General features: G+C 44.0%; 21 protein-coding genes, 1 tRNA gene and 1 pseudogene. 11 read left to right on the top strand and 12 right to left on the bottom strand.

Annotation, left to right across the window (positions count from 1 at the left end):
- The first annotated feature begins 597 nt into the window (after nt 1-597).
- From BAZ21_RS18415 to BAZ21_RS18395, 4 genes and pseudogenes are all read left to right on the top strand, one after another.
- Entirely contained in the window at nt 598-1,086 is a 489-nt protein-coding gene (locus BAZ21_RS18415; RefSeq protein ID WP_068503838.1) for a HEAT repeat domain-containing protein, read from the top strand.
- Between the two features lie 166 nt (nt 1,087-1,252).
- Nucleotides 1,253-1,564, top strand: a pseudogene (locus BAZ21_RS30265) (RHS repeat-associated core domain-containing protein); the annotation flags it as partial.
- A 533-nt stretch (nt 1,565-2,097) separates the two neighbouring features.
- On the top strand, nt 2,098-2,616 hold the full coding sequence (locus BAZ21_RS18400; RefSeq protein ID WP_068503832.1) for a hypothetical protein: 519 nt from the start codon (nt 2,098-2,100) through the stop codon (nt 2,614-2,616).
- Nucleotides 2,617-3,080: 464 nt separating this feature from the next.
- Nucleotides 3,081-3,881, top strand: coding sequence for a barstar family protein (locus tag BAZ21_RS18395; protein ID WP_068503830.1), 801 nt, complete (start codon nt 3,081-3,083; stop codon nt 3,879-3,881).
- Nucleotides 3,882-4,014: 133 nt separating this feature from the next.
- On the opposite strand, the gene BAZ21_RS18390 is transcribed toward BAZ21_RS18395, so the two are convergent.
- Nucleotides 4,015-4,236: a helix-turn-helix domain-containing protein gene (locus BAZ21_RS18390; RefSeq protein WP_068503828.1), complete on the bottom strand. Its 222-nt coding sequence runs from the start codon at nt 4,234-4,236 to the stop codon at nt 4,015-4,017.
- 211 nt (nt 4,237-4,447) lie between these two features.
- Complete coding sequence (locus tag BAZ21_RS18385; RefSeq protein WP_010349270.1) at nt 4,448-4,660, bottom strand: helix-turn-helix domain-containing protein; 213 nt, start codon at nt 4,658-4,660, stop codon at nt 4,448-4,450.
- Between the two features lie 324 nt (nt 4,661-4,984).
- Between BAZ21_RS18385 and BAZ21_RS18380 the strand changes: the two genes are divergently transcribed.
- Entirely contained in the window at nt 4,985-5,350 is a 366-nt protein-coding gene (locus BAZ21_RS18380; RefSeq protein ID WP_068503826.1) for a hypothetical protein, read from the top strand.
- A gap of 81 nt (nt 5,351-5,431) precedes the next feature.
- Here the strand turns inward: BAZ21_RS18380 and BAZ21_RS18375 are convergent, their stop codons facing one another.
- The gene (locus BAZ21_RS18375; protein ID WP_068503823.1) at nt 5,432-5,737 is read right to left on the bottom strand and encodes a hypothetical protein; all 306 of its coding nucleotides are present in this window, start codon (nt 5,735-5,737) and stop codon (nt 5,432-5,434) included.
- Nucleotides 5,738-5,870: 133 nt separating this feature from the next.
- Between BAZ21_RS18375 and BAZ21_RS18370 the strand changes: the two genes are divergently transcribed.
- Nucleotides 5,871-5,944: transfer RNA gene (locus BAZ21_RS18370), tRNA-Pro, on the top strand.
- Between the two features lie 270 nt (nt 5,945-6,214).
- On the opposite strand, the gene BAZ21_RS18365 is transcribed toward BAZ21_RS18370, so the two are convergent.
- The 4 genes from BAZ21_RS18365 to licT form a co-directional block, all read right to left on the bottom strand.
- Nucleotides 6,215-7,486, bottom strand: a complete 1,272-nt coding sequence (locus BAZ21_RS18365; protein WP_068503820.1) for an MFS transporter — start codon at nt 7,484-7,486, stop codon at nt 6,215-6,217.
- Between the two features lie 242 nt (nt 7,487-7,728).
- Nucleotides 7,729-9,192 carry a glycoside hydrolase family 1 protein gene (locus BAZ21_RS18360; protein WP_068503818.1) on the bottom strand — a complete coding sequence of 488 codons (1,464 nt, stop codon included), beginning with the start codon at nt 9,190-9,192 and terminating at the stop codon, nt 7,729-7,731.
- A 24-nt stretch (nt 9,193-9,216) separates the two neighbouring features.
- Entirely contained in the window at nt 9,217-11,127 is a 1,911-nt protein-coding gene (locus tag BAZ21_RS18355) for a beta-glucoside-specific PTS transporter subunit IIABC (protein ID WP_068503815.1), read from the bottom strand.
- 113 nt (nt 11,128-11,240) lie between these two features.
- Entirely contained in the window at nt 11,241-12,074 is an 834-nt protein-coding gene (licT, locus tag BAZ21_RS18350; protein ID WP_010349261.1) for a BglG family transcription antiterminator LicT, read from the bottom strand.
- Nucleotides 12,075-12,519: 445 nt separating this feature from the next.
- On the opposite strand from licT, the gene BAZ21_RS18345 reads away from it, so the two are divergent.
- The 3 genes from BAZ21_RS18345 (at nt 12,520) to BAZ21_RS18335 (ending at nt 17,370) form a co-directional block, all read left to right on the top strand.
- The gene (locus BAZ21_RS18345) at nt 12,520-15,411 is read left to right on the top strand and encodes a 2-oxoglutarate dehydrogenase E1 component (protein ID WP_068503813.1); all 2,892 of its coding nucleotides are present in this window, start codon (nt 12,520-12,522) and stop codon (nt 15,409-15,411) included.
- Between the two features lie 5 nt (nt 15,412-15,416).
- Complete coding sequence (gene odhB, locus BAZ21_RS18340) at nt 15,417-16,703, top strand: 2-oxoglutarate dehydrogenase complex dihydrolipoyllysine-residue succinyltransferase (RefSeq protein ID WP_068503811.1); 1,287 nt, start codon at nt 15,417-15,419, stop codon at nt 16,701-16,703.
- Between the two features lie 136 nt (nt 16,704-16,839).
- Nucleotides 16,840-17,370 (top strand): YfiT family bacillithiol transferase, encoded by a 531-nt coding sequence (locus BAZ21_RS18335; RefSeq protein WP_084011744.1) that lies wholly within the window; start codon nt 16,840-16,842, stop codon nt 17,368-17,370.
- Nucleotides 17,371-17,455: 85 nt separating this feature from the next.
- Here BAZ21_RS18335 and BAZ21_RS18330 read toward each other — a convergent pair whose 3' ends face one another.
- The 4 genes from BAZ21_RS18330 to BAZ21_RS18315 all read right to left on the bottom strand — a co-directional run bounded on the left by BAZ21_RS18330 (nt 17,456) and on the right by BAZ21_RS18315 (nt 21,101).
- On the bottom strand, nt 17,456-18,433 hold the full coding sequence (locus tag BAZ21_RS18330) for an alpha/beta fold hydrolase (RefSeq protein WP_068503807.1): 978 nt from the start codon (nt 18,431-18,433) through the stop codon (nt 17,456-17,458).
- Nucleotides 18,434-18,458: 25 nt separating this feature from the next.
- Nucleotides 18,459-19,433: a type I phosphomannose isomerase catalytic subunit gene (locus tag BAZ21_RS18325; protein ID WP_068503805.1), complete on the bottom strand. Its 975-nt coding sequence runs from the start codon at nt 19,431-19,433 to the stop codon at nt 18,459-18,461.
- 132 nt (nt 19,434-19,565) lie between these two features.
- Complete coding sequence (locus BAZ21_RS18320; RefSeq protein WP_068503803.1) at nt 19,566-20,147, bottom strand: class I SAM-dependent methyltransferase; 582 nt, start codon at nt 20,145-20,147, stop codon at nt 19,566-19,568.
- Nucleotides 20,148-21,101 carry a TIGR01212 family radical SAM protein gene (locus tag BAZ21_RS18315; protein ID WP_007429509.1) on the bottom strand — a complete coding sequence of 318 codons (954 nt, stop codon included), beginning with the start codon at nt 21,099-21,101 and terminating at the stop codon, nt 20,148-20,150. It abuts the gene before it with no gap.
- 307 nt (nt 21,102-21,408) lie between these two features.
- Between BAZ21_RS18315 and BAZ21_RS18310 the strand changes: the two genes are divergently transcribed.
- Together BAZ21_RS18310 and trmB are read left to right on the top strand one after the other, a co-directional pair.
- Nucleotides 21,409-21,606 carry a hypothetical protein gene (locus BAZ21_RS18310; RefSeq protein ID WP_068503801.1) on the top strand — a complete coding sequence of 66 codons (198 nt, stop codon included), beginning with the start codon at nt 21,409-21,411 and terminating at the stop codon, nt 21,604-21,606.
- A gap of 104 nt (nt 21,607-21,710) precedes the next feature.
- Complete coding sequence (gene trmB, locus BAZ21_RS18305; protein WP_068503799.1) at nt 21,711-22,424, top strand: tRNA (guanosine(46)-N7)-methyltransferase TrmB; 714 nt, start codon at nt 21,711-21,713, stop codon at nt 22,422-22,424.
- A gap of 45 nt (nt 22,425-22,469) precedes the next feature.
- Here the strand turns inward: trmB and BAZ21_RS18300 are convergent, their stop codons facing one another.
- Entirely contained in the window at nt 22,470-23,603 is a 1,134-nt protein-coding gene (locus tag BAZ21_RS18300; protein ID WP_444939613.1) for an MGDG synthase family glycosyltransferase, read from the bottom strand.
- Nucleotides 23,604-23,636 lie beyond the last annotated feature (33 nt).

Here is a 23,636-nt window from a genome sequence, read left to right as displayed (position 1 = left end):
GGTACTAACTATAGTGCAAATGATAGCGCCTCAATTAATAAGTATAAGGCTATTTTTCAACTTGGAGTTGTTCACAGAAATCCACTTATAATGCAAAGTGCACATGATGCTGCTAACTTTGTTAGATTGAAATATCAAACTTATGTAAATCGAACTAACTATTTATCTAAGGTTTACTATCCTATTGTGAATAAGGATCAGTATAATGAATTACTTAAAGGTAGCGCAAATGAGGTTCCTTTTCTAGAAGATCCATTATTCTTTTTATTTGATGGTACATTTACTTTGTCTTATAAAGCTGCAGCCTCTCTTGCAGTTAAGACATTGGGTAAAAAAAGTGTTGAGCAAACTACTACTTATATGCTTAAGATGGATTTACAGCTATTTGCTAAAAAGGGAAAAGAATTTAGAGGAGGAGCAAAGTCAACCCGTGATAATTGGTATGGCTATAATGATAAAGAATTTCAAAAATGGTGGCACAGATCGGGCAAGAAAGAATATGGTGGTAATGATATCGAAGATAGTGCAGAGGCTAAAGCAATATATGAATACTGGACGTCGATTGGTAAGCCAAATGTAAAATAAGGTGGAGACGAAGTGAATAAATTACTTTTAGAAAATGTTATAAATAATGGGGATTTAATGGAAGCAGTAAAAATGATAGAAGAAGTGGGCGAAAAGAGAGATAATGAATTTACATCTATACTGATTAAGCATCTTGGATCAACTGATAGTCCAATATTAAGAAATGCAATCGCTATTGCATTAGCTGATATAAGGAATCAAGAAGCTATTTTACCACTTATCAATGTACTGAAACACCCAAAAACAGAAGGGAGCAGAGGAACGTTATTGTATGCTTTAGAATCTTTTGATATTGTTCCCCATATTGTTACAATAACAGATTTACTTGATGATAACTTTGAAGTCAGCAGACATTCTTTTCAATTGATAAGTGGCGTGGCTAATAATCTCTCTAGTACACAAAAGGAAATATGTAAACAATTGATAAAAGACAAGATAGCTGATGAGAAAAATAAAAATAATCGCACCTTTTTGTTAGATTCTCTGCGTCTTTTTAACTGATTTTTTTCGTGATAGCTTTTTGCGAATAACTAGAAGTCCTATAGATAAAATGCTCTGTAGAGACCACATGTGAAATATTTGCATGTGGTCTCTTTCTATCTCGAAATGGAGCTTTCTCAAAAATGATGTAGTGGATTCCTTTACGTATGACAATTCGAAACGGATTGTCACTAATGGTCACGGAGATATAATTGAAATCAGAGATTCATCTGGAGCCTTGCTGAATCAATATCAATATGATATCTGGGGCAATGAAGAGGTCAAGGAAGAAAAAGTCCATAATCCATTCCGTTACTCTGGCGAACTGTGGGATGATACAACGGAATTACAATACCTGCGCGCCAGATGGTATGATCCTGATAGTGGAAGATTTATCAATGAGGATACGTATGAAGGAGAGAATGAAAATCCTTCGAGTTTGAACTTGTATACGTATGTTCAAAACAATCCGTTGATTTATATTGATCCAAGTGGTCATACACATATGGCTGGCGCAGGTGGTGGTGGGCTCTATTATAGTGTGGCAACATCTGAAGACACGATGAGCATAATTAATGCTCGCGGAGCAAGCAATGGTGTAAAAAATCAGCTTTTAGGACAACTTCTATCTAAACATAGTAAATCCATGTTTGGGTATGCTCTAAGTGGGGAAATGACCCAGAATCAGTTTAAATATCTTTTTGGTCTTGCTACTAATCAAACCAACCCGGGTAGTTTAGCTCATAGCCAATGAATCTGGATACTTTGGTACAATCGGTCAGAGCGGAAGTAGCAAGGTGAGAAATATTTCTGAAGGAGATAAGGTCGACGAGAATTCTTTAATGAAAAAACACAAGGATTTAAAACCGAAAAAGACCTTGGTAAAGGTAAAATACTTAGAATTATGGAAGATGGTACCACGGTCACTTATAGATCAGTCTCGCATTCTGACGGAACTCCTGCAGTTGATATTAACGGAGGCAATATGCTCAAACAGCAAAAAATTCATTTTATAAAATAAGGAGGACTTGAGTGAGGCACACTATAAAGAATCTTCTAAATCAAGAACAAAAAAACATGCTTAAAAGCTTAAAGGGTGAAACTTTCGATCTATTAATTAATGAATCTGGAGAGTTTGCAATAAGTGTTTTGATTGAAGCACCAAATAGAGATATCATTATCAAAAACATACCCACGGAAGCATCAGATGGGGATGAATATCCTAAGTTAGTAATTGAACAAGCTATGACACCAAAAAACAGCTTTGTTAGGTCTGATGGCGAGAAGAAAATGAAAGGTATTACTATTCTTAGGGATAAAGTAACTTGGAAGACTAATGATAATAATTGGTTTGTCGAAGTTGATATTGGCATTAAAATAATTTGTGAAAATGCGGAATTATTAATAATTGCACATGATTCATTAGCAGGATTACTAAAATTACATACAATTAAAGATGACAAATCAATTGATGAGCTCTTAGAAAATTATTGGTCGATGAAAACAGACCATGCTAACTCTCTAATTAGGGAAGTAATAACTATTAACTAAATCCCGACCTTGATTGGCTACATGCCTTTCAAGGTTCTTTTGTTCATATTATCTTATTTTTAAAAATGTAATGACAAAGTGATCAAGTCGTGGCCCTGTATTAGTTCCTATACTACCACTGCATCTGTTACGATTGAGACGGCTGCTGAGGAAAGCAGAACATACAGGTCGTATTAGGAAATTATACTTGGAAGAGGTACGCCAAGAATTGATCCCGGAACTGGTAAACAAACAATTTTCCAAGCAAACGAGCTTAAAAAAGGTGCTAGCTCTAATGTATGGGCAGGATCATTAGAATATGATGTTCCAGGTACTTCTCATAGGATTTTAAAAAGACCAGATGGCAAACTTGGATATGTTGTTAATCATGATTATTCTGAACCTAAGTTATTTCCAGCACCATGGTGTTCAGAGGGTGGAAAATAAAAATGTGAATCCCTGACTATTCTGAAAAGAGGTCTGATATGAAGTATAGATTTGCAATCATTGATGATGAAAGTGGGCACATGCTCGGTTTTTGTAGGAATGTAATTGGTTTAACGAGTGAGGCAATTGTTGAAACGTATGAAAAAATAATCTTTGAGAAATTTATATTTAATGAAGAATTCATAAAAAATATGACTGCCACAAAACAATCCTTATACAATTTGCGAATTGCTGTTTTAAATGATGAAGAGGAGGTGATTGGAAGTTATCATTGTTATCTGCCGGAATCATTTAAAATTCAGAAACTTAATGACATTAAAAGAGAAGCGAATCTTGAACTTATGGGGGTACTTGACACAAAGCTGTCACCTGTCGAATTAAGATTATGGGACTTGTTAAGGAGGAAACATAAGCTTGGAAAAAATAAATGGAAAGAGTTCTCCGAAGAAGAGCGCCTAGGATGGTTAAACGTGGTTAGAATACATTCCATGTATAATAAATCATCAAAGCAAGACAAGCATGGAGAAGTTTATACTATAGATGGAGAATATGTATCTGATTACCTAACCTTTTTTATAGCATTAGGTGAAGCGATCAACGAACCTGGAGGCTACTATGGATTTAATTTATCTAGTTTAAAAGACTGTCTGTGTGGAGGTTTTGGAGCATCTGCACCTTTTACAATCAATTGGAGAAGCCCGCACTACTTTTTGAAAAACTATCAGGAAAAAAAAGATCCAGTAGGGATGGATTATGTTTCCTCATCCGATCAATATTTTATGGATTTATTAAGGATTTTGGTCTCAGGTCGTGTTAATGTGAACTTTTCTTTAAATTGAAGTCACAGGAAGGGATATTAGGCGGTGATTGGGAGCAATCGCCGCCTTTTATATGGATCAGTATTATTTGAAATGGTAATTCGGTAAAAAAGTATTTTGAATATTATATAAAGAACAGAGAGCCGTAAGCATGTTATTGGCTCTCTTCGTTGTCTTCCGGCAAGTATTCGATCAGTTCACCAGGGAGTACGCCGAGGGTTCTACAAAGTGTATTCAAGGTTGGAAAGTCAATCCGGGCGTTTGCGTTGGAGGCCAAAGCTTTAACCGTATTCCGATTAATTCCCGTAATAGAAACGATATCTTTTTGTTCCAATCCACGATCCTTCATAATTTTATCAAGAGAAAATCTAATCACAACAATTCCTCCAAAAAGTAATCAAGTAAACTAGTTGACATATATTGGATAGGAGTGTATATTTGTAAACAAGTAATCTAGTTGATTAGAGTATAAGTAAACTAGATTGATGCTTCCATAGTATCAAAATGCTTTAAAATTAGCAACAGTCACTATTTTGATAATCCTAAACAATTAATGAATGAAGAGGGATTAAATAAACGGAAGGGATCTAGTCTGCATCATCCTCTACATACTCGATTACATCTTGAACATGGCAGTCTAGAGCTTTACAAATTTTATCTAGCGTATCAAATTTCACACCGTCTGTTTCTTCATTGTAAAGTTTAGTAATTCCGTTTCTATGTAATCCAGTCATGCGGGAAAGCTCGGCAATATTTACTCGTTTTTCACCCATAATACGGGAAAGATGAATCTTTATCATATTTTCCTCCAACCGAATGTACTCTATAGTGTTCAAAATTGATATCAAAGTATTGACAATACACATCACTAGATGTATATTAGGGTTAACAAAAGTAACACTATAGTGTGCTTTTGATTTACTGAAATATGCTTTATAAACGTTATGGTAATATGCTCATCGTATCAAAACATTTTAAAATTAGCAATATATATTGCACAGACATCTAATTTTAAAAGAGCTGTCAATAGAAGAAAGGACAGATAAATGCCATAAATAATAATGCTCACAACTTCGATTAATATTCTCCTGAAAAAAATAAGCCAACGAATGGAGCGGGGATTTATGCTGGAATCGGTAATGGAATTGGAACGGGTATCCATGGTTCAGGGGCCGTATGATTTACCTCATATGTATGAGATATGCGAAGGAGTTCTTTATGACCAACAGTATTTCTTTTACCTTGAAAACGGTATACTGTGCTTGCGCCATGTGAAGAAGGTAGAACAACCATATCATACGCATCTTTACCTGGATGGAGAGAGCGGAGGTCTGCAACTGGCAGAGGGGGTACAAGGGGAGGTTATGCAAGTTGTCACGGAGATCATCGAGCGCTTGCGCGCCAAGGATGGGCTGACATTTTTATTCGACGAGCTGCTGTGGCTATATGGCAGGGGACCTATTGAATTAAACCTTTTCAAAAAAGGATGAAGTGACTCCAGCCAGCCTACAACTTCTACGAAAAGTGATCTTTGTGCGCTACATTATTGAATTTTTCGAATAGAAAAAAGCTTACTGTTTCAGCGAATGTACCAGTTGTTGACTGATGAATACAAGTGGGTTGCGAATTAAGATGGTCAATTCCAGCATCACAGCACCAGCAGAAGGACTAAAGCCCCAATCACCACCGAATAATATGTTTTGCTGCTGTTCTGATGTAGGTGACTGAGGTTCTTCCAAGCCATATTGCTCCGCTATTCTCTCTTTCGTTTCTTGATCAATGACAAGGTTCTCCTGTGCAAAGGTATAGCAGGCAGGAACGCTTAACTGTATTAAAAGAAGTAAGGCTGCGGGTATGATTATTTTTTTGCTCTGCATGGTTAGCTCCTGTGATCTCAAGTTATTGGGCGCTTATTTTTTTGTATCAATTGATCTAAATAATCCCTTTACAGGCTTTTATGACCAGATTATAATGGTAAATAACAGCATTGATCTACATACACTGGTTTATCGGGGTATAGCGCAGCTAGGTAGCGCGCACCCTTGGGGTGGGTGAGGTCGTGGGTTCGAATCCCGCTACTCCGATTACAATCCAAATGTCCAGCTGACGCAGATATTGCGCCTGCCGGGCATTTTTTTATAATTTGGAGCCCTGTTTACCAATAAATACATACAGAAATAAGTGGAAACATGTACTTCGTTATTTGAAATATTAAAGACCTTATCAGCCTTTGTTTCTACTGGATTTTTCGTGTGCTCAATTCAGCAATAGAAATTAGTTATCTCAGTTTCAGATAGAAGTGCTGATGTAGTGGATAACTTCAATGCCGCCATGTATAACTTCTTTTAATTTGCCTATAAAGATTCCTGAATGGCTTTAGAAGAAGTGCCGTAATCAGCATAACGGGGGAGCACAATAGTGTAGTATATTCCTACAATAACGGTACAGACCCCAACTAATAAAAACAAGACGTCAATTGAAATAAATGCAGGAAAGCTTATAGCAATGAAACCCAATGTAAGAGATTGGGACAGCATCATTAACGGATTAATTAAACCTTGCACACGTCCCATCATTTGAGGATCTACAATACAAGGCAGCCATCCTCCTATGCCGATATTAATGAACGGAAGTACCAGTGCAATGGCGAAGTCGATAATCAAAAAAACATAAAGGTCATTAACAAATCCAAGTATGCATATACCAATTCCGGCGACCAGAACTCCCGCTGCAATCATTTGGTGTAGCTTTAGCTTGGCGGAGATAAGGGAAGCGATTAAGGTGCCAAGCAACACACCTGATCCAAAAATAATACTTGTCCATACCATATACTGCTCATAGTTGTCTGGAGCTAGCTTATATTTAAGAATAAACATCGGTAAAACGCTAAATCCCCCATTTAAAATACCGAACATAAAAAAGCCTGAAACCAACCAAATCAATAGTCTGTTGCGTAATATGTAAAGAAACCCTTGTTTAAAGTCATGCATGATCAGTTTGAATTTTAATTGTTTAAATTGATGTGCCCCGTTCGGAAGGCGTACTTCCTTTTGAATTTTGCAGGAACGAATAAGCAAAGCAGAAACAATAAAAGAAACAGCATCAATTAGGATGGCTCCAGTAATTCCAAAATGCCAGTAAACGACGGCCCCCAGAGTTGCTCCAAATAACATGAAAAGACTCCCTATCATTTGATTGAGGCCTGCTGCAATGGTGTAATCATCTTTGCTTAAGATTCCCTGTATAAGGGCACTTTCGGCTGGGAAAAAAAATTTGGAAGCAGCACTACGGATGAAGAGGAAGGCAAATATCAAAGGAATAGAATCAACCCAAATAAAAATGAGCAAACATAAGGATAATAAAGCGCTGATCCAGTCACAATTAACAGCGATTTTTTGTCGGTCCATCCGATCTGCAAGTACTCCAACTACGAGAAATACTGCCAGCATCGGGAGCGAATACATTAACTCGGCAAGCGTTGCATAGTATGGCTGATTCGTAAACCGTTTCAACAAATAAAACATGAATGCAGTAACCCCAATAATTCCTCCCAATTGTGAGGCGAACGTTGCCAGAAAAAGCCTGACATAATTCTTGTTTCTGAGTACTTGTTTTAATCCAGTCACAGTTCCATCCCTTTCGCTTTCAAAGCGGTTTTTAGATGCCTAATTAAAATAATAGTGAAAAGTAGGAATATTGTACAGAAAAGTGACTTTAATGTCATAATAAAATTTGGGTTTGTTGGCGTAGTGTGAGGAGCAACATAAACGAAATAACCAGCCGCCGGTTGATATCCGACGACTGGCTGTTTAACTTGCCAGGTGTTTTGGTTCCTGATTCATAAATGGGGGGGAGTCCCCAATCTTAATTAAGCTAAATCCTCGCCATTTGTAGCGATTACTTTTTTATACCAGTCAAAGCTTTTCTTCTTTTTGCGGTTAAGGGTTCCGTGACCTTCGTCATCCTGATCCACATAAATAAATCCGTAGCGTTTGGACATTTCTGAAGTGGATGCGCTGATGATATCAATCGCTCCCCAACTGGTGTAGCCCATCACTTCAACGCCATCCAGAATGGCTTCTTTTAATTGTCCAATATGCTGTCTGAAATAATCAATACGGTAATCATCTATAATGGAGCCATCCTCTTCGATCGTATCCTTGGCCCCTAATCCGTTTTCTACCACAAATAATGGCAATTGATAGCGATCATAAAGTTCTTTCAAAACCGTTCTCAAGCCGATCGGGTCCAACTGCCAGCCCCATTCTGTTACCTTCAGATTTGGGTTTTTAACTGTACTGTACAGGTTACCTCCTGTAGATCCATATCTCTCGGGCGTAGTGGTGGAGATAAGGGATGTATAATAGCTGAAGGAAATAAAGTCGACCGTATTTTTTTTCAAAATCTGATCGTCCTCTGCTTCTTTTACAATATGAATCTGATGCTCCTCAAAATAGCGCTTAATGATTGGCGGGTAGCTGCCGCGGGCCTGAACATCGGTGTGCAGCAAATTCATCTGGTTGTCGAACTGAGCTTGCTGTACATCCTCGGGGCTGCTCGTAGCAGGATAATGGATCATTCTGGCTAACATACAGCCAATTTGAAACACGGGGCTAATCTCACGTGCTCTTTTCGTTACTAGACTGCTGGCAACGAACTGATGATGTAATGCCTGATAGGACGCTTGCAGCAGGTTAACTTCTTTGTCACCGACAATTCCGCCGCCTGTGAACGGTTCAATGATCGTTGTATTGATTTCATTAAAGGTCAGCCAGTATTTTACTTTATCCTGATATCGATTCATAACGGTCTCTGCATACTTTACAAAGAACGAAATGACTTTTCTGTTTGCCCAACCGCCATAATTCAATACCAGCGTCATCGGCATTTCATAATGGGATAGCGTTACCAGAGGCTCAATACCGTATTTGCGTAGCTCATCAAAAACATTGTCATAGAATTGTAGGCCAGCCTCATTTGGCTCATGGTCGTCTCCATTAGGGAAAATGCGGCTCCAGTTAATGGAGAGACGGAATGTTTTGAAGCCCATCTCGGCAAACAATGCAATATCTTCTCTATAATGATGATAAAAATCAATTCCATAACGCTTTGGATAACCCGCGGCTGTTTTGGTTTTCATGGCCTCTGCAATCGTTTCGCTGGATACGTGCATGAGGGCGCTTAGGTTGGCATAGTCTTTTTTCTTATAATAAGGAACCATATCTGCGGTAGACAAGCCTTTGCCATCTGCGTCAAATGCCCCCTCTGCTTGATTGGCGGCGATAGCACCTCCCCATAGGAAATGCTCTGGAAATACTTGTGTTTTACTCATGAGTGTATGCTCCTTTATCGGTTTTTAGATTTCTACCTTCAGCACAGGCTCCTTCATGGTGATGTCACCCAGCTTGATGGGAAAAACAGATTGATAGTCGCTTGTATTGGTGACAACCATCGCTGTGGTGATGTCATAATCCTTAGCGATATGCTCCAGATCGAATGTGAGCAGTTTACCACCAGCTTGAACTACATCGCCAGCTTGAACATGGGCTTCAAAAAACTGCCCACGCAGCTTAACGGTATTGATGCCCACATGGATGAGCAGCTCTGCACCGTCATTACTGCGAATAACCATGGCGTGTTTAGTCTTGAACACATTTAACACAGTGCCATTTACAGGAGAGGACAGTTCTCCAATAACAGGAACAAAGGCAACACCTTTGCCCATCAATTCGTCACCGAATGTCGGATCATTCACTTCCTTCAGCGGAATCGAACGGCCTGTCATGGGAGCAAGAATCGTCTCATTGGTAGCTCGAATATTTAAATCTTCCTGCAGTTCTTTAGAGGAATCTGTCGAGTCGTCACGGTCTGCAGAAGAAGTGGTCGTTTCGCTCGTGGTTTGTACGGCTTCGCCACTCTGTTCTTCGTTAATGCCGAGCAGGATAGCTGCGATTGTGGCTACCACGAATGCGATCAACATACCGCCCACTGCATACCAGAAGGTGGGTCCAATCAATGCAGGTAGCCCTGGAATTCCCCCGTTTCCTGCCAGCACATAGGCATTGGCACCAAAGGCGAGAGAGAACCCGCCGCCTGCAGCACTACCGATCATACCCGCTATAAAAGGTCGTTTATATTTCATATTCACCCCATACATAGCAGGCTCGGTAACACCCATAAGTGCTGTCAGACTTGTAGAAAATGCCATAGATTTCAGCTTCTTATCCTTGGCACGAAAGAATACCCCCATGGTTGCTCCTGCCTGACCCATATTGGAGATGTAGGTTAGCGGCAGGAATTTATCAAAACCCAGTTTAGCCAAATTACTGATGATGACTGGAACTAGCGCATAGTGCATGCCTGTCATCACGATCAATGCCATAGCCCCGCCCAAAATAATACCTGCAAACCAGCCGCCTTCCGAAATAAGCCAATTGATACCGCCAGACAGTCCACTACCAATCAGAGTACCCAGCGGACCAATAGCGATCAGTGTAACCGGAACGACAATAATCATCGTAATTAAGGGCACGAGCAGCAGCTTAAAAGATGAAGGAATGATACGGTCTACGCCCTTTTGCACATAAGACATCAACCAAATGGCAAGAAGGATAGGGATAACGGAGGACGCATAAGTAACAGGCGTAACCGGAACACCGATAAAGGAAACAGCATGACCACTTGATAATAATGCCCCCATGTCAGGGTACATGAGTGCTGCACTCACAGCCACGGCCACATAAGGATTACATCCAAATTTACGAGCCGCACTCACAGCAATCAGTAAAGGTAGAAAATAAAAGACTCCGTCCCCGATCGCTGAGAAAATTCGGTACGTATCGGTCCCCGCTGTAAGCCAGCCTACGGATACGAGCAAAGCAATCAATCCTTTGAGCAAGCCCGCACCAGCAATGGCAGGTAAAATAGGGGCAAACACACCTGCAATGAACTCGAACAAGTTAGAGATCGCATTTTGTTTCTTTTTTTCAGAAGACTTCTTTTCGGTGGAGTCGTTCTTTAGGACAGGGTATAGATGCGCCATTGCATCGAATACTTTGCTGACTTCATTGCCGATAATGATCTGGAACTGATCTCCAGATACATTGGTTCCCATAACCTTATCCAACTTCTTTAATTCATCCTGCTTGACCTTACCGTTATCCTTGAGATCAAAGCGTAAGCGTGTAACGCAATGGTATACGGAGTTAATATTGCCTGTTCCACCAACAGAGTCGACAATTTTTTGGGCAGTTTCCTGCTGATCCATCTTGAATTCCTCCTATTTTTAGATAAAAAAAACCTGAATGAGCAGACCCACGTATCGTGAGCCTTTTCATTCAGGTTTTGCCTGATTTAACAGTTACAAGCCTGGATAATATTTTATTTTCTTTTTATGAGGCGCTCCAAATGAAGTGTCAGGTACAACTGCTCAGAGTGCGTCATGGTATACTCGTAATTCTTTTGAATAAACTTCTCAATTTTCCCAATGCATTTAAAAGTGCCCGCATAATTTTTTTTCACGACTTCATACAAATATTCTTCTGCATCGTCATGGCTCGAGTGTGTAATCACGCGCTGGCAAAAATATTTGAGATGTGTAATAAAGCGGAAGTAATTCGCGCTATCCTCATTAAACTCCATATTAAAATGATATTTGATAATATTCATGATTTCCTGGAGCAGCTGCATCATATGAGTGACATCATTCATCGAATCATTAATTTCAGCATTCACGAAATGAAGGGCAATATTACAAATTTCTTCCTTTGGGAATTCAATGCCCAGACGTTCGCGCAAAAGTGTCAGTGATTCTTTGGCAGCATCATACTCAGCTTTATAGAAATGCTGAATCTCCCATGACAGTGGATTGCGTACAATCATGTCATGCTCCATACGCTGAATAGCAAAATGAATATGATCTGACAAGGAGACATAAATGCCGTCACTTATTTTCTTGTTCAACTGCGTGCGCGCCAGACTAACAATGTCATCAGTGACTTGTAAAATATCAATCGGAACTTCCATGACAGTGGCTTTAAACTTCTCATAAATATTTGCATCCTGCAGACGGAAAATTTTCTCAATCCGCTTTTCGTCAATCGGATCACCCGCACGGAAGTTAAACCCGATACCCCGGCCGAGGATAAGCAACTCCTGGTTTTTATCATCCACTGTGCTGACGATATTATTGTTGAAAATTTGTTTAATTATCACATCGAATCACCCATTTTGAGGAATAAAAAAAGGCAAAACTACAACAGAAACAAATATCATCTCCGTTGTGGTTTTGCCCGCATTACCGGTAACAAGCCTCACGGATAAGTTATCATGATCTGAAAACGTTGTCAACTTTTTTTGTGATTAGGATATCCTTTTGTGCCACATTCTAATCTTTAAATGTTAAAGACTACTATAAGCCCGATTGAAGCCCGATTGATCTCATTTACGCATGGATATGTTGAGAAAAAGGAAATGCTCATAGCTAGAAAAGTTTATACAATGGAAGAGGAATAAGAACTGTGGAATTCGACTTTTGATGTAGGATTTCATATAATGTGAGCATATTGTGAACAACTTTAATTTAAGGCTTAACAAAAAAACAAAATTAAAAATGATTTCCGTCCAGCTATGAATTTCAAAATTTGACGGAGGGAACGAGATGACAATGGAAGAGAGCAGCAGACAGGTACCTTGGCAGACGTATTACGGACCTAATCTAGGTTATGTGCAGGACCAGTATGAAAAGTATGTAGCGGACCCCGGAACGGTTGATCCGGCTTACCGCGAGCTGTTTGATCAATGGGGTGAGCCGCCGCAATCCGAATACTCGGCTGCTTCCATGATAGACTACAAATTGCAGGGACCCCCGGCAAATGCTCTGGGGAGCCTCGATTCGAACACATTACAGAAAGCGGTTACAGCGGGAAAAATGGTGTGGAATATCCGTGAATACGGACATTTGGCCGCCCAAATAGATCCGCTGGAACTGGATGCCGAGCAGGATACACGCTTGCTTGATCCAGCATCTTATGGCTTAACTGAACAGGACTTAAAGGCTTTTCCGGCCTCTTTAATATGGGATAACGCTCCTGCGGGAACACTTAACGGATGGGAAGCCATTCAACGGTTGCGTGTAGCATACACAGGACCGATTGCCTATGAATTTAGTCACATTCATAACGAGGAGGAACGCAGCTGGCTGAACAGCTATGCAGAATCCGGCTGGTCCTCCAAGCCACTCACAACACAGGAACGCAAGGCGCTGCTGGGCAGATTGGTAGAGGTAGAGCAGTTCGAAGAGTTTTTGCATAAAACGTTTGTCGGACAGAAGCGTTTTTCCATCGAGGGTAATGATGTCCTTGTCCCCGTTCTCGACGAGATTATTCGACTCACGACGAATGCAGGAGCAAGTCACGTCCTGATGGGTATGGCGCACCGGGGCCGTCTGAATGTGTTGGCTCATGTGCTGGGCAAGCCTTATAGCAAAATTTTCTCTGAATTTCATCATTCCCCGAATAAGGATCTGATCCCGTCGGAAGGCTCTACCGGAATTAACTACGGCTGGACTGGAGATGTGAAGTATCATCTGGGAGCCGATCGGTTTGTAAAGGACGGGGAAGCGGTACAAGCCCGCCTGACATTGGCGAATAACCCGAGTCACCTGGAGTATGTGAATCCGGTCGTACAAGGCTTTTCCCGCGCAGCGCAGGAAGACCGCAGTGAAGCAGGCTATCCGAAGCTGGATGTCAGCAAGGCGGCTACGATTATCATGCATGGCGATGCGGCTTTCCCGGGTGAGGGTATCGTGGCAGAATCGCTTAATTTTACAAATTTGCGTGGCTTCCGTAATGGCGGTACGGTTCATATTATTGTGAATAATCGTCTGGGCTTTACGACAGAGAGTGTTGATTCACGTTCGACCCGCTATGCCAGCGATCTGGCCAAGGGCTACGAAATCCCGATTGTGCACGTGAACGCGGATAACCCTGAGGCTTGTATTGCAGCAGCTCGTATGGCTGGTGAATACCGCAATCGTTTCAAGAAGGATTTCCTGATTGATCTGATTGGTTATCGTCGTTATGGTCACAATGAATCCGATGACCCGGAAACAACCCAGCCGCTGGTGTATCGCAAGGTGAAGAATCATCCGACGGTGAGCAAATTGTATGCTCAAAATCTGATGAAGCAGGGTATTGTGGATGAAACGTTTAGTGCCGGACTCATTGAAAAGGTGCAAAACCGACTGAAGGAAGCGCATGAGCACGTGAAGAATCAACCGGAAGAGGAGCCTGAGTTTACTGCTGTTAAGGCAACAAAAAATCAGGACTCTGCGGTCCGTACTGCGGTGGAATTGAAAAAATTGCGCCAAATCAATGAAAACTTGCTCAAATGGCCAAAAGATTTTCATGTATATCCGAAGCTGGATCGCATTTTACAGCGCAGAAAAACAGCTCTGAACGAGGGTGAAAAGGTAGATTGGAGCTTGGCGGAGACGCTGGCCCTGGCTACTATTCTCGCAGATGGCAAGCCGATTCGCATGACGGGTCAGGATGCGGAGCGGGCGACCTTTGCTCACCGTAACCTCGTGCTGCATGAGCCTGAAACCGGCAATACACATTGCCCGCTGCATACATTGCCGGAAGCGCGTGCTTCGTTCAGTATTCATAATAGCCCTTTATCTGAGGCATCTGTGCTCGGCTTTGAATATGGGTATAACGTGTTTTCTCCCGAGACAATGGTCATTTGGGAAGCACAATTCGGCGATTTTGCGAACTGCGCCCAGGTTATTTTCGACCAATTTATTTCCGCGGGCCGTGCCAAATGGAGACAGAAATCCAGTTTGGTGATGCTGTTACCGCATGGCAGTGAAGGACAAGGACCGGAGCATACAAGTGCACGGCTGGAGCGTTTCCTCCAGTTGTCCGCACAAAATAACTGGACTGTCGCCAACCTGAGCAGTGCCTCACAGTATTTTCATCTGTTGCGCCGTCAGGCTGCATTAAGCGATAGTGAGGAAGCGCGTCCACTTGTGATGATGTCGCCGAAAAGCCTGATTCGCAACAACCGTGTCGCTTCGCCTGCTTCTGAGTTCAGCGAGGGATCATTCCGTCCTGTGCTGGAGCAGCCCGGCCTGGGTGCACGCCCGGATCGTGTAGAGCGCATTGTACTGTGCAGTGGCAAAATTGCGATTGATCTGGAAGAGGCGTTGGAGAAGGATAAAAATGAGGCAGAGGAGCGTCTGCACATTATTCGTGTGGAGCAGTTGTATCCCTTCCCGGAAGAGGAAATTCGAAATATTTTCAGTCGCTTCTCGCATGTCAAAGAATTCGTATGGGTTCAGGAAGAACCTAAAAATATGGGGGCCTGGAGTTACATTGAGCCTCGTCTGCGGAATGTTGTGCCGCAAGGAGCGGAAATTCGTTACGCAGGCAGACCGGAACGTTCCAGCCCGGCGAGCGGCTATCAGCAAGTGCATAGCCTAGAACAGCAGCGGATTATTCAATCAGCGTTGAAGCAGGATTCCAAAAACAATATTACACTGGGGAGGTAGCGGCTGTGAGCGATATTTTAGTGCCGGCAATGGGAGAATCCATCACGGAAGGAACAATTTCCAAATGGCTTGTGAAGGAAGGGGATTCCGTAGGACAGGGGGATGTTCTACTGGAGCTGGAAACGGATAAGGTCAACCTGGAAATTAGTGCAGAAGAAGCGGGAGTCGTCCAGAAGATCCTTCGTCAGGAGGGAGAGACCGTGTCCATCGGTGAAGCTGTTGGCTTGATCGGAAGTGGCAGTGGTAACGCAGCAGCCAGTGCCGGAGAAGCAGCACCGACCAAAGCGCCGGAGGCACCGCCCGTAGCGACTACACCGGCTTCTGCAGTAGTGGAAAAGGCCGCACAGCCTATTTCGTCCAATAGTGACGGGGGAAATCAGACGGCATCTCCATCCGCCCGGAAGCTGGCGCGTGAACGTGGAATTGATCTGGAGCAGGTACAGGGAAAAGACCCGCTCGGACGTGTGTTCCAGGAGGATGTTAAAACGCATACGAACAGCGCTGAAGTTGCGCGTACAGCATCGACTGCACCTGCGTCTTCTGCTGCCAACAAGCCTGCGGCTTCGTCTCCATCTCAAACGGAGTATAGCAAGCCTGTAGAACGCCAGCGGATGTCTCGTCGCAGAGCGACGATTGCCAAGCGCCTCGTTGAGGCACAGCAAACCGCCGCCATGCTTACCACTTTTAATGAAGTGGATATGACCGCCATTCTCGATGTTCGTAAACGCCGTAAAGATAAGTTCAAGGAGAAGCATGATGTAGGACTCGGCTTTATGTCCTTCTTTACGAAAGCAGTGGTTGGCGCACTCAAGCAATTCCCTACCGTGAATGCAGAAATTAACGGCGATGATATTGTACTGAAAAAATACTATGATATCGGGATTGCTGTATCTGCCAAGGAAGGTTTGGTCGTGCCAGTCGTACGGGACGCTGACCGTCTCGGCTTTGCTGAAATTGAGAAAAGTATTGCAGATTTGGCTGGCAAGGCACGCTCCAACTCGCTTTCGCTGGCAGATTTGCAAGGTGGAACCTTTACCATTACCAATGGAGGTATTTTTGGTTCCCTGCTGTCTACGCCAATATTGAACACCCCGCAGGTAGGTATTTTGGGAATGCACAAAATCCAGCTTCGCCCGATTGCCATTGATGAGGAGCGTATGGAAAATCGCCCGATGATGTACATCGCCTTGTCTTACGATCACCGGATTATCGATGGCAGCGAAGCGGTTCGCTTCTTGGTAACGGTCAAAGAATTGCTGGAAGATCCAGAATCCCTGCTGCTGGAGGGATAATAGAGATCCAGTTATATCCAAGTACGATGGATGTGAAAAAGGCAGGCTCTTGCGGGTCTGCTTTTTTTCCTGCATAGTTATACCATAAGATTCAGACCTAATAGACACTCAGATGCAGAGAAGGGTGGGGAATGTTTTGGACAAAGATTTGCGCTACCCGATTGGGCCGTTCGTCGCTCCGGATATGATTACAGAAGAACAGCTTCTGGCATGGATTCACGACATTGCTAAACTGCCTTCGCAGCTTCGTCAGGCGGTTGAGGGATTGAATGAGCAGCAGCTTAATACGCCTTATCGTGAAGGGGGCTGGACGATAAGACAGGTTGTTCATCATTTGGCAGACAGCCATATGAACAGCTATATTCGTTTTAAGCTGGCGCTGACGGAGGATACACCGACAATCAAGCCATACGATGAGGGACGTTGGGCTGAAATGCCAGACGCCAGCGAGCTTCCACTGGAACCCTCGCTGCAATTGCTGGAAGGGCTGCATGAACGGTGGGCCATCGTGTTGCGATCATTAGGAGAAGATCAGCTGCATCGAACGTTTATTCATCCTGAATCAGGCCAGACAATCCGGCTCGAACGAAACATCGGCATCTATGCCTGGCACGGCAAGCATCATACGGCACATATCACCTCCCTGAGAGAACGGAATGCATGGTGATTTTCAACATAAGCTGAACTGAAAAAAGAAACCTTTAAACTCACGTTAACCGTGGTTTTGAAGGTTTCTTTTTGTTAAGAGCTATTTATGAAGATGCCTCAGAGCCTCCAGATAAAACAGAAACCGGAGTCGCTGCTGCGTTAATATGACGGTCCAGCCAGTCAACAATGTCAGTCATGACCTCATCGCGGTTTGTTTCATGCAGCATCTCATGGCGACCATCAGGGTAGAGGCGATATTCCACATCCTGAAGCTCCAAGCTTCGATACATATCGACCAGCGATAATACACCTTTACCGAACAATCCTACCGGATCACGATCTCCGGCAAATATGTAGACTGGCAGTTTAGGGTTAATGCTTTCCAGCGAGGAAGGCCAATGGATTTCCTGCAGCAGCCTGAAGAAATCAAGAAAAAAGCTTGTCGTACAGATGGCTCCACACCATGGATCATGTACGAATTGATCTACTTCCTCTGGATCACGGGATAGCCAGTCGAATGCCGTACGCACCGGACGAAAGGCACGGTTAAAACCGCCAAAGACCATCGCATTGAGCAGCATACTGCGATGATCCATTCCTTGCAGCTTGGCTTGCACCAGGGCAAGCTGCTCTCCGAGCTTTAACAGACCACGCCGCCCGTTCGTTCCCGATAAAATAAACCCCTGATACTCCTGTCTGTCGTCATACATTATTTTTTGGGTTAAAAAGGACCCCATGCTGTGACCCAGCAAAAAACGAGGCTGATCTGGGAACTCCTTAGCCACAATTTCGCCTAGCCCCAGCATGCCGTTTGCCATTCGATTAAACGCATTTGCTCCCGGCATACCGAGCTTATCAAGATCACCAGCTGTGCGCCCGTGACCGATATGATCGTTGGCATACACACCGTAGCCGGAAGCAGTGAGCTTCTCGGCCAGTCGGATATAGCGGTAGGACCTCTCACACATGCCATGTGAAATTTGTATAATCCCCTTTAGGGGGATCTGCTGATCGGGAAGCCAGCGGTAGGCAAAAAGCTCAGCTCCGTCGTTTTCAACGATGGTGAAGGTGTATTCCCGCATGATTAGACATCACATCCTTTAAGCTTTAAGGAAGATAAGATCTAAGTACGGTCATTTTGTCGCTCAATGTGTAACCGTTCAGATTGGCAGGCAGCAGGAAGCAATCTCCAGCTTTACAGGAAAGAGATGCAGCATTATCGTCCCAGGTAAGGGTGCCGCTGCCTTCGCAAATGACAAGAATAGTAAAGCTGTCTTTCGTTGTGGAAAGCGACCAGCTTCCATCTACGATTCCCTTTTCTACGACAAAATACTCACAGGCTGCAAGCTGGAGCCATTCACCCGGTTGTAAACCACCGGTTTTCATCGTTGTTGCGCCTGCACCTTCGTAAGATGTCACATTGAGGGAATCCTCAATATGCAATTCACGGGGCTTGCCATCCAAACCAGGGCGGTTGTAGTCATATAACCGATAGGTCGTATCCGAATTTTGCTGGATTTCAGCAACGACAACACCCGCGCACAGCGCATGTACAGTTCCGGCGGGAATGAAGAATGTATCGCCTGCCTCAACAGGAACCTGACGCAAGCTGCCGAGGATGTCTCCGCTTTCAAGAGCTGTACGCAGACTTTCGCGCGTTACACCTTCTGTCAGACCATAAATGATTTTCGCATCCGGCTTGGCATCCAGCACATACCACATTTCGGTTTTTCCAAGCTCTCCGGCTGGAAGTCCCTCATAATCATCTGTCGGATGTACCTGTACGGACAAATCATCATTGCAATCCAGCAGCTTGATCAGAAGCGGGAAGCGGCCACCTTTTTCCGATACTCCTTTGGCTCCAAGCCATTCCTGTCCATAAGCTTCACGGATTTCATCCAGCCCTTTGCCTGCTAACTCGCCATTGATGACCGTTGTTGTTCCATTCGGATGGTCGGCAATCATCCATCCTTCGCCAATATGTCCTTCTGGTGGGGTTAGACCAAATTGCTCTAATGCTCGTCCTCCCCAGACTCTTTCTTTAAATTCAGGTTGAAATTGCAGCGGGTATGGCTTCAGCATAATTTCTCTCCTCCATGAATGAGTAATGAGTGCACAACAGAATAACCCTTACGACTCACAAAAATGATATATGTAAGGCGGCTGGAAAAAGCCGCACATAACCTGGATAAGTTGGCTTGATAAGCCGGTATGCTATTTTTTTTCAACCGCCACCAAATATGGCGAGGTGTCTCGTTGTAATTGACGGTAAATAATACTTTGGCCGATGGAGACGGGGAGAGCAGAAGCCCATTGAAGGACAGCTTCCGCTTCTTCACTGCCTCCGGCGTGCCCTGGATATAATACGGCGGTCAGAATACCGCGTGGTCGCAGCAGCTGCAGGGCCGCTTCAAGTGCGGCGAGCGTACTGTCCGTATGCGTGATGACAGATGGATCGGCACCTTCGGATGGCAAGTAGCCGAGATTAAACATAACCGCAGCGACCTTGCCATGCAGGTTGTCGGGAACGGCCTCCCTCATTTGCTCATGACCCTGCAGCAGCAGTGATACCTCTGCCAATGAGGAAGAGGTATTTTCTTCCAGACGACACCAGGCGAGCTGCAATGCCTCCTGCTGAATATCGAAGCCGTAGACACGGCCTCGTTTGCCAGCGGCCTTAGCCAGAAACAGCGTATCTGCCCCTGTGCCGACTGTGGCGTCTATAGCAGCATCGCCTGGCTGCACGCGCGCAGCCACCAATTGATGAGCATAGCTCAAGACAGACAGGAAACCCATTTATGGCTGCCTCCAGTATTTGCCCTGCCACGTTTCACGCGATTTCAGCTCATCATCAATGGCGTTAAGTACTTCCCATTTCTTGAGCGACCACATGGGTCCCATCAGCAAATCGCGGGGAGCGTCTCCAGTCAGCCGATGAACGATCATCTCGGGCGGCAAAAATTCCAGGGTATCAACGATCAGCTTAACGTATTCGTCCCTTTCCAGGAAGCGTAACAAGCCCGCTTCATACTGCTTGACCATCGGCGTTTTGCGCATGAGATGCAGCAAATGAATTTTAATGCCTTGCACGTCCATAGCCGCTACTGCGCGTCCCGTATCGAGCATCATTTCATGCGTCTCCTGCGGAAGACCATAAATGATGTGGGCACACACGCGAATATTGCGCTTGCGCAGCTTTTCCACCGCATCCAGATAGCATTGAGTGTCATGGGCACGGTTAATCAGCTCTGAGGTGGATTCATGGACGGTTTGCAGTCCCATTTCAATCCACAGGTACGTGCGCTCGTTCAACTCGGCAAGGTAATCCACCACATCGTCAGGCAAGCAATCAGGGCGGGTAGCGATGGACAGTCCCACAACCCCCGGCTGCTCCAGAATAACCTCGAAGTATTCCCGCAACTCCTCAACCGGGGCATACGTATTGGTATAGGCTTGGAAATAGCCGATATATTTGGCGTTTGGCCATTTTAAATGCTGACGATCCCGAATCGTATTGAACTGGGTGACCAGATCATCACGGCGACGTCCGGCAAAATCACCCGACCCGCGTGCGCTGCAAAAAGTGCAGCCTCCTTTGGCAATAGAACCATCGCGATTTGGACAAGTAAAACCCGCATCCAGCATAACTTTGAACACTTTATTTTCAAATTGCTCGCGCATTTCGTAATTCCAAGTATGGAACCGTTTATCTCCCCATAGGAGAGGAGCAGGCAACAAATCTGTTTTCATGGGTGTACTCCTTTTTTTTACGATCATCTTATTGTAACAAAAATCAGTCTTAATTGGGAATCACTTGACAGAAAAGGCGATAAAAAGTGCGGATTTTACTGGATTCAGGATTGAAAAAGGTTACACGATATGTTATATTGTAAGCGGTACCAGACATACGATATAAGGACTGATTTCGATCCTGGAAATAAAAATTAGCTGTCGGCTAATGATGATTTTTCAGGAAGGCAGCTATACTGTTTCTATCGCCTGCTGTAGGGGAAGTGCACGTCGGTTCCAACATTAATAACCCGTGAGGTGATTTTTTATGAATACGCAGGATAAAACACGTATGAATAAAGTTACTGTTGAGCTAACCTTTGATGAGGCGCTGGCGCTGACTGGTGTCCGTTTTGGGCAGGATCGTCAGATTGGAACGGCCGCACGTCAGAAAATCAGAGCGGCTTGCCAAAAGACAATTGATTTTTCACCTGTTGATGCGGTAGACTATGAACAATTAAATTAGTTGGACCCCAATCCAAATATATTGAAAAAGGAATTTCATTTCCGTATCTTCAAGCGGGGGTGGAATTCCTTTTTCCTTGATAACAGAGTATATGGAGGAGTAACATGCGTTTACGCGGAAGAAAAGGAATAAGGGAAAGCTTGGAAGAACAACAGGACCTGGTCATCTTGGAGCCGACACAGTATAAAGGAAAGTGGCAGCAGCTTTTCGGCAATGATCGTCCGATTCATGTGGAATTTGGCATGGGCAAGGGACAGTTTATTAGCCAAATGAGCTTCCGGAATCCGGACGTCAACTACATTGGCTTTGATATGTACGATGAACTGGTACGACGTGCAACGGAAAAGTCTCGTCTGGCCTGGAGCGATACAGAGGTCGGTACACCGCCCAATATCAAATTGGCACTGGCAAACATTGAACAGATTGAGAATGTTTTTGAGCCTGGGGAAATTGAACGCATTTATTTGAATTTTAGTGATCCCTGGCCTAAAACCAAGCATGCACGCCGTCGTTTGACGCATCCGCGCTTTTTGGACAAGTACCGCCAGCTTTTGAACAGCAAAGGGCAAATTCACTTTAAGACGGATTCGGAGACACTGTTTGAGTTTTCCCTGAATTCATTTGCCGACAGCGGTCTGCAAATGACGAATATTTCGTTGAACCTTCATCGTGAGGGGATTAACGAGGAGCATGTTATGACGGAATATGAACAAAAATTTATGGGCAAAGGTATGAATATCCATCGTGTCGAGGTGCTGATTGGCAAAGACGCTTTGGAGGAATACGAAAAAATGCGTCTTGAAAAGTACGGAAAGTAAAGCGATAGCGATATAGCTGTTAAAATAAAGCGGGGTGCTTCCTTTTTAGGAATGCACCCCGTTTGGTTCCAGTATATCCAAAATACTCTGTGCGCTCTGAAGAGGATAGTATCGCGCTACATTATGGACGTGCTCCTGTCGCTTGCGAACGATTTCCGGAAAATCGTGTAGTAATCGGTTCATCCATTTAACGACAACATCCAGCGAAGTAATCGGTTCTCCGAAGCCTTGAGCCGTAAAGTATTGACAATTTTCCTCCTCCTGTCCGGGAAGAGGTTTGTGAAACAGCATCGGAATCCCTTTGGCTAACCCCTCGGTACATGTCATTCCGCCGGGTTTGGTAATAAGAAGATTCGATACCTCCATTAATTTGTCGATTTCCCGTGTGAATCCGAAAATATGAATATTCGGATGATTGAAAAGGGGGTCCAGCTGCATTTTACGACGCATTTTATCATTGTGACCCAAACAAAAAATAAATTGAATGTTTTCTCTCCACTCGGTAAGCGAGCGATGAATGACTTCGTCGTTCATAAGTCCCCAGCCGCCGCCCATAACGAGTACGGTCGGGATGGGCTTAAGGCCAAATTGTTCCCGAATTTCATCGTGCCCCGGATGTTCCCAAAAATTTGGATGAACCGGAATACCGGTCACCTGGATTTTCGACACGGGTACTCCACGTGCGCGCAGCTTGCGCATGACTTCAGGCGTAGATACAAAGTACCGATCAACCTCGGGACTGATCCATGTTCCATGTGCATCGTAGTCTGTAATGACAGTACAAAGCGGAACATGTAAGCCTAAGCGCTTTAAGCGTGAAATCACTGCACTCGGGATAGGATGAGTACATACCACCAAATCGGGACGGAGCTGCCGAAGAATGTTTCGGGTCTGTGTGTAGAACAGACGGTGCAAAGCGAGCGTTGTAAGACGGTTTAATGATTTTTTGTACTGATGACGGTAAACCAATCCGACTAGGCGAGGCTGCGATACAACAGTCTTCTTGTATGCTGTAATAATGAGCGGGGCCATTCTTGGATTCAGAAAGCTCCCCAGCTCCAGCACTCGGGTCTGCACATTCGGAGAAAGCTTCCGCAAGCTGCTTGAGAGCGCGTATGCAGCCTGAGTATGTCCGGCACCGAAACCTTCCGATAATAATAACACTCGTTTTTTAGCCACTCTCATTTCACCTGTTCCTGCTGGGATGTTCTC

Source organism: Paenibacillus kribbensis (genome assembly GCF_001705305.1).
GTDB lineage: Bacteria > Bacillota > Bacilli > Paenibacillales > Paenibacillaceae > Paenibacillus > Paenibacillus kribbensis_B.
This window is presented reverse-complemented; position numbering and strand designations above follow the sequence as displayed.

Bases quoted from the DNA above. Each gene is read 5' to 3' on its own strand.
- trmB (WP_068503799.1), top strand. From the start codon at position 21,711: ATGCGTTTACGCGGAAGAAAAGGAATAAGGGAAAGCTTGGAAGAACAA.
- BAZ21_RS18325 (WP_068503805.1), bottom strand. From the start codon at position 19,433: ATGCTGAAGCCATACCCGCTGCAATTTCAACCTGAATTTAAAGAAAGA.
- BAZ21_RS18310 (WP_068503801.1), top strand. From the start codon at position 21,409: ATGAATACGCAGGATAAAACACGTATGAATAAAGTTACTGTTGAGCTA.
- BAZ21_RS18320 (WP_068503803.1), bottom strand. From the start codon at position 20,147: ATGGGTTTCCTGTCTGTCTTGAGCTATGCTCATCAATTGGTGGCTGCG.
- BAZ21_RS18345 (WP_068503813.1), top strand. From the start codon at position 12,520: ATGACAATGGAAGAGAGCAGCAGACAGGTACCTTGGCAGACGTATTAC.
- BAZ21_RS18380 (WP_068503826.1), top strand. From the start codon at position 4,985: ATGCTGGAATCGGTAATGGAATTGGAACGGGTATCCATGGTTCAGGGG.
- BAZ21_RS18315 (WP_007429509.1), bottom strand. From the start codon at position 21,101: ATGAAAACAGATTTGTTGCCTGCTCCTCTCCTATGGGGAGATAAACGG.
- BAZ21_RS18395 (WP_068503830.1), top strand. From the start codon at position 3,081: ATGAAGTATAGATTTGCAATCATTGATGATGAAAGTGGGCACATGCTC.
- BAZ21_RS18355 (WP_068503815.1), bottom strand. From the start codon at position 11,127: ATGGATCAGCAGGAAACTGCCCAAAAAATTGTCGACTCTGTTGGTGGA.
- BAZ21_RS18330 (WP_068503807.1), bottom strand. From the start codon at position 18,433: ATGCGGGAATACACCTTCACCATCGTTGAAAACGACGGAGCTGAGCTT.
- BAZ21_RS18360 (WP_068503818.1), bottom strand. From the start codon at position 9,192: ATGAGTAAAACACAAGTATTTCCAGAGCATTTCCTATGGGGAGGTGCT.
- BAZ21_RS18385 (WP_010349270.1), bottom strand. From the start codon at position 4,660: ATGATAAAGATTCATCTTTCCCGTATTATGGGTGAAAAACGAGTAAAT.
- BAZ21_RS18375 (WP_068503823.1), bottom strand. From the start codon at position 5,737: ATGCAGAGCAAAAAAATAATCATACCCGCAGCCTTACTTCTTTTAATA.